6 protein-coding genes are annotated in these 4,820 nt (G+C 68.0%); 1 reads left to right on the plus strand and 5 read right to left on the minus strand.

The annotated features are described in order from the left end of the window. Positions 1 to 189: 189 nt before the first annotated feature. The 4 genes from Q0C41_RS29765 to fumC all read right to left on the minus strand — a co-directional run bounded on the left by Q0C41_RS29765 (position 190) and on the right by fumC (position 3,524). Positions 190 to 438, minus strand: a complete 249-nt coding sequence (locus Q0C41_RS29765; RefSeq protein ID WP_291990366.1) for a cold-shock protein — start codon at positions 436 to 438, stop codon at positions 190 to 192. 224 nt (positions 439 to 662) lie between these two features. Beyond that, positions 663 to 1,112 carry a CoA-binding protein gene (locus tag Q0C41_RS29770; protein ID WP_291990368.1) on the minus strand — a complete coding sequence of 150 codons (450 nt, stop codon included), beginning with the start codon at positions 1,110 to 1,112 and terminating at the stop codon, positions 663 to 665. A gap of 3 nt (positions 1,113 to 1,115) precedes the next feature. Beyond that, positions 1,116 to 2,066, minus strand: coding sequence for a TIM barrel protein (locus Q0C41_RS29775; RefSeq protein WP_291990369.1), 951 nt, complete (start codon positions 2,064 to 2,066; stop codon positions 1,116 to 1,118). A gap of 54 nt (positions 2,067 to 2,120) precedes the next feature. Beyond that, positions 2,121 to 3,524: a class II fumarate hydratase gene (gene fumC / locus Q0C41_RS29780; RefSeq protein WP_291990371.1), complete on the minus strand. Its 1,404-nt coding sequence runs from the start codon at positions 3,522 to 3,524 to the stop codon at positions 2,121 to 2,123. Positions 3,525 to 3,635: 111 nt separating this feature from the next. On the opposite strand from fumC, the gene Q0C41_RS29785 reads away from it, so the two are divergent. Continuing rightward, positions 3,636 to 4,241 carry a type 1 glutamine amidotransferase domain-containing protein gene (locus Q0C41_RS29785; protein ID WP_291990373.1) on the plus strand — a complete coding sequence of 202 codons (606 nt, stop codon included), beginning with the start codon at positions 3,636 to 3,638 and terminating at the stop codon, positions 4,239 to 4,241. Between the two features lie 66 nt (positions 4,242 to 4,307). Here the strand turns inward: Q0C41_RS29785 and Q0C41_RS29790 are convergent. Further along, positions 4,308 to 4,820, minus strand: a 513-nt coding sequence (locus Q0C41_RS29790) for a discoidin domain-containing protein (RefSeq protein ID WP_291990375.1), incomplete at its 5' end; no start/stop codon positions are given.

Here is a 4,820-nt window from a genome sequence, read left to right on the forward strand (position 1 = left end):
GGCGCCCGCCTTCGCGGCGGTGGCCGGTTGGGCCGTGGAGGGCCGCGAGGATACGGCCGCGGCGGCCGCTCCGATCATCAGGGTGGCAATCAGCAGGGCGCGCATGGGAGTGCGCGGATTCTACCCCCAAAACAAAGGCGGCCGGACCGCTTGCGCGATCCGGCCGCCTGGTACTGCGCCTGCGAGAGCCTAGCGGCCCTGGCGGACAACGTTCTCGGCGGCCGGACCCTTGGCGCCCTGAACGATGTCGAACTCGACGCGCTCACCCTCGACGAGGGTCTTGAAACCCGTGCCGGCGATGGCGGAGTGGTGCACGAAGCAATCCTTCTGGCCGCCCTCCGGGGTGATGAAGCCGAAGCCCTTGCTCTCGTTGAACCACTTGACGGTACCAGTTGTACGCATAACGAACTCCTCGTTCGGTAATCGGAGCACCGCCATGCCACACGGACCGACCGACTACTGATTTTTCAGTCGTGATACTCCCCCACGACGGGGGCAACCGGTGCGCTGAACGGTTGCGGGCACTCAATGCAAAAGGCCTGGCGAACTTCCCAGGCCTTCTACAAACCTTGGACTTGGTCACGCCCCGCGAAGGGGTCGTGTCGCGCAACAGCGAATATACACGGGTGCCCGGGGGAGCGCAAGCGCGACTTTTTGGCCGCTCATCCCGGGCCGAGGTGGCGGTAGTCCACCATCAGACAGCGGTCCTGGACGACCTGGATGCCGGCGCGGGCGAGCTGCTCGGCGACGGCGTCGTTCCGGATGCCCGACTGGAACCAGACGGCCCGGGGAGCCGCGGCGAGCAAGTCCTCGACATGCGCGGGCAGATCCTCCGCTCGCCGGAACACGTCGACGAGGTCGATCGGTGCCGGCACGTCCACCAGGCGTCGGTACACGGGCGCACCGAGGATCTCGGCGTCCTGATGCCCATGCACGACGACCGGCACGATCGTGAGGCCCATCGTCTGCAGGGCCTGCGGCACATACCAGGCCGCCTTGTGCGCATGCGACGACGGCCGGGCGCCGAGCACCGCGACGCGCCTGATGCCCTGCAGCAGGGAGCGGATGTCCGCGGGCGCCGTCAGCATGCGCTGCTGCCACTCCGGGACCATGGGCTAGAACGCGTCAGCGGCGACGTACGCGTCGATCAGCTTCTGCTCGCCGTCCTTGCCCGGATACGCGTTGCCGTGCTCCATGCCGAAGATGAAGTCACGCGAGTCGGCCTGCATCTTCGCCGCCACGTGCTTGAAGATGTTCCGGTAGTTGACCTCGCCGGTGCCGGGCTCCTTGCGACCCGGGTTGTCGCCGATCTGGAAGTACCCGATCTCGGACCACGCCCAGTCGATGTGAGGGATGATGTGCCCCTCGTTCTTCTGCATGTGGTAGATGTCGAACAGGATCTTGCAGGCCGGCGAGTCGACGGCGCGGCAGATCATGTACGTCTGGTCCGAGGTCCGCAGGAACTGATCCGGGTTGTCGCTGAGGGGCTCGAGCACCATCACCAGGCTGGCCTTCTCGAGCACCTCGGCGCCGGCGCGCAGCGTGTCGATGACGTGCCCGTGCTGCACGCCAATCGGCAGCTTGCGCTCGAAGCCGCCCGGCACCACGGTCATCCACTTCGCGTTGCAGCGCCTGGCCACCTCGACGGCCGCTTCACACGCCTTGCGGAACTGCGCCGGGTTCTCCGCCTTGCCGGTGGTGAACCGATCGCTGTTGTTGCCACCGGTCTGGATGACGAACACGCCCATCTGCATGCCGAGCTTGGCCATGGCCTCGCCCAGCTGCGCCTGGACCTCGGGCGTGCGGCCCATCATCCCGTTGTCCTCGAGCGCCGTGAAGCCCTGATCGGCCATGAACTTCAGCTGGTCGATCAGGTCCTTGCCGGCCGACTGCTCGAACATGCCGAAGTGCGGGGCGTACTTCAGCTTGAAGGTCCGGGCCTTGGTCACCGGGCCGAGCGTCCGCGCCGGAGCAGCCGCGGGTGCGGGTTGGGCCGCGGCCGCAACCGGCAACCCGAGGGCAGCCGTCATCGCGGTGGTCTTCTGCAGGAACGCGCGTCGATCCATCGGAGATCTCTTTCGAAAGGAAGGGTCTACCCGGTCTGTGCGGCGGATTGTACGTCAGCCCTCGCTGGGCCGCGTCATCTCCACCGGGACGATCCACGCCGCGTACTGCTCCTCGGTGACGTCGCCAGACGCCAGCGCCGCCTCGCGCAGGGTGAGGCCCTTCTTCTGGGCGTGCTTGGCGATGGCGGCCGCCTTGTCGTACCCGATGTGACGATTGAGGGCCGTCACCAGCATCAGGTTCTTGCCGAGGTTCTCGGCAATCTTCTCGCGGTTGGGCTCGATGCCCCGGGCGCAGCCCTCGTTGAACGCCAGGCAGGCGTCGGCGATGAGCCCGATGCTCTCGAGCACGTTGTGCACCATCACCGGCTTGAAGACGTTCAGCTGGAAGTTGCCCTGCGTGCCCGCGAACGCCACCGCGGCATCGTTGCCGAAGACCTGCACGCACACCATCGTCATCGCCTCGGACTGGGTCGGGTTGACCTTGCCCGGCATGATCGACGAGCCCGGCTCGTTCTCGGGGATCAGGAGCTCGCCGATGCCGCAGCGGGGGCCGCTGGCCAGCCACCGGACGTCGTTGGCCATCTTCATGAGACCGCCCGCCAGCGTGCGCAGCCCGGCAGAGGTCTCGACGAGCGCGTCGTGGGCCGACAGCGCGAAGAACTTGTTCGCGGCACTGCGGAACGGGAACCCCGTGATGCCGGCAATGGTGGCCGCGCAGCGATCGCCGAACTGCGGATGCGCGTTCAGCCCGGTGCCCACCGCGGTGCCGCCAATCGCCAGGTCGTACAGGCCGTCGAGCGATTGCTCCACCGCCTTGAGACCAAAGTCGATCTGCGCCACCCAGGCGCCGATCTCCTGGCCGAGCGTGACCGGTGTCGCATCCTGCAGGTGCGTCCGCCCCGTCTTCACGAGGTCCGAGAACTCGGCGGCCTTGGCCGCCAGCGTGTCGCGCAGGACCTTCACCGACGGGAACAGCCGATGGTGGAGTTCTTCCACGACCGCGATGTGCATGGCCGTCGGGAAGGTGTCGTTGGACGACTGGCCGCGGTTGACGTGGTCGTTGGGATGGATCGTGCGGTCCACACCGACCGTGCCGCCCATGATCGCCACCGCCCGGTTGGCGATGACCTCGTTGGCGTTCATGTTCGACTGCGTGCCGGACCCGGTCTGGAACACGACCAGCGGGAACTGACTGTCGAGCTCCCCGGCGATGACGTCGTCGGCCGCCCTGATGATGGGCTCCGCGACGCTCTGCGGCAGCTCGCCCAGCTCCATGTTGGCCTGCGCCGCGCTGCGTTTGAGGATGCCCAGGGCCCGGATGACGGGACGCTGCCACTTGAAGCGATCGACGCCAATCGGGAAGTTCTGAATCGACCGCTGCGTCTGCGCGGCCCAGTACACGTCTGCGGGCACCTCGATGGGGCCCATCGAATCCTTCTCGGTCCTGGTCTTGGTCATGGCGATGGTTGGCACTCCCTGCCTCACCCAAGCATATGGCAGGACCGGCCCTTGCAAGGACCCCACGTTGGGGCCGGGCGATCAGACACCGCGAGCCCCCAAGGAGATGGCATGTCGACGACGCTGGCGGGGAAGAAAGTGGCCATTCTGGTCGCTGACGGGTTCGAGCAGGTGGAGATGACCAGTCCGCGCGACGCGCTGACGCGCGCCGGGGCCCTCGTGGAGATCGTGTCGCCAGTCGAACGACAGGTCCGAGGCTGGCAGCACACGGAATGGGGCGAGACGTTCGCCGTGGACCACCCCGTGGTCGCCGTCGAGGCCACCGACTACGACGCCCTGGTCCTGCCAGGCGGGCAGATGAACCCCGACACCCTGCGCACCAACGCCAAGGTCGTGCAATTGGTGCGGGATTTCCACGACGCGGGCAAGCCGATCGCCGCCATCTGCCACGGCCCCTGGCTCCTCGTCGAAGCCGGCATCGTCGACGGCCTGCGCCTGACCTCGTACCCGTCGATCCGGACCGACGTCCAGAACGCCGGCGGGCACTGGCAGGACGCCGAGGTCGTCGAGGATCAGCGCATCATCACGTCGCGCAACCCCGATGACCTGCCGGCCTTCAACCGCGCCACGGTGCAGGCCATCGCAAGCAGCCAGGTACCGCGCGACCTGAACACGACGACGGGCGCCGGCGTGCCTGTCGCACGGGCCCGTGCCTGACGAGACGCGCGACCCGGGAGCCCGGCAGGTGTCTCGATTGCATCGCCGGTGTAGCTCCTGACGTCGCTACCGCTGCCAGACACGCAGTTCGTGGATCGACCAGAACCACGACCGGGTCTCCCCCGTCGGCCGCAGCCGCAGGTGACGGCCGCGCTGCGGCGGCAGGGACACGTCGATGCCGGGTGATCGGGGCTCGCGCACCAGACTCAGGCCCAGACGCGGCAGAATGTCGCCGTCAAACAGCGTCTGCCACGTCCCGTCGTCGCCTGCGCCCTCGATCACCAGACCGCGCGGATAGTCGCCGAGGCTGCGTGCCGCGAGATCGAGGCGCACGTGGGCGACGTCGGTGGGTCGCGCGAACGTGAGGGTGACGTGTTCGCCACTGCCCTGCCGGGTGGCGGTGGCCCAGCGTGTGCCCGGATCGCCATCCAGCATGCGGCCGAGGTCGCGTGCCTGGTGCGACACCGTCACCTGGAATGCCGTCGAGGGCAGCGCGCGCCACGCCGGGTCACGATCCAGCGCGGGCTCGGCGCCGCCGGGACGCAGGCGTGCGACCACCGTGGCGCCGAAGCGACGAAC

This window comes from Luteitalea sp., from assembly GCF_022842525.1.
In the GTDB taxonomy this organism is placed as follows: Bacteria; Acidobacteriota; Vicinamibacteria; order Vicinamibacterales; family Vicinamibacteraceae; genus Luteitalea.

Excerpts from the sequence above, each read along its gene's own strand:
- Q0C41_RS29765 (WP_291990366.1), bottom strand. The coding sequence starts at position 438 with ATGGCGGTGCTCCGATTACCGAACGAGGAGTTCGTTATGCGTACAACT.
- Q0C41_RS29770 (WP_291990368.1), bottom strand. The coding sequence starts at position 1,112 with ATGGTCCCGGAGTGGCAGCAGCGCATGCTGACGGCGCCCGCGGACATC.
- Q0C41_RS29775 (WP_291990369.1), bottom strand. The coding sequence starts at position 2,066 with ATGGATCGACGCGCGTTCCTGCAGAAGACCACCGCGATGACGGCTGCC.
- fumC (WP_291990371.1), bottom strand. The coding sequence starts at position 3,524 with ATGACCAAGACCAGGACCGAGAAGGATTCGATGGGCCCCATCGAGGTG.
- Q0C41_RS29785 (WP_291990373.1), top strand. The coding sequence starts at position 3,636 with ATGTCGACGACGCTGGCGGGGAAGAAAGTGGCCATTCTGGTCGCTGAC.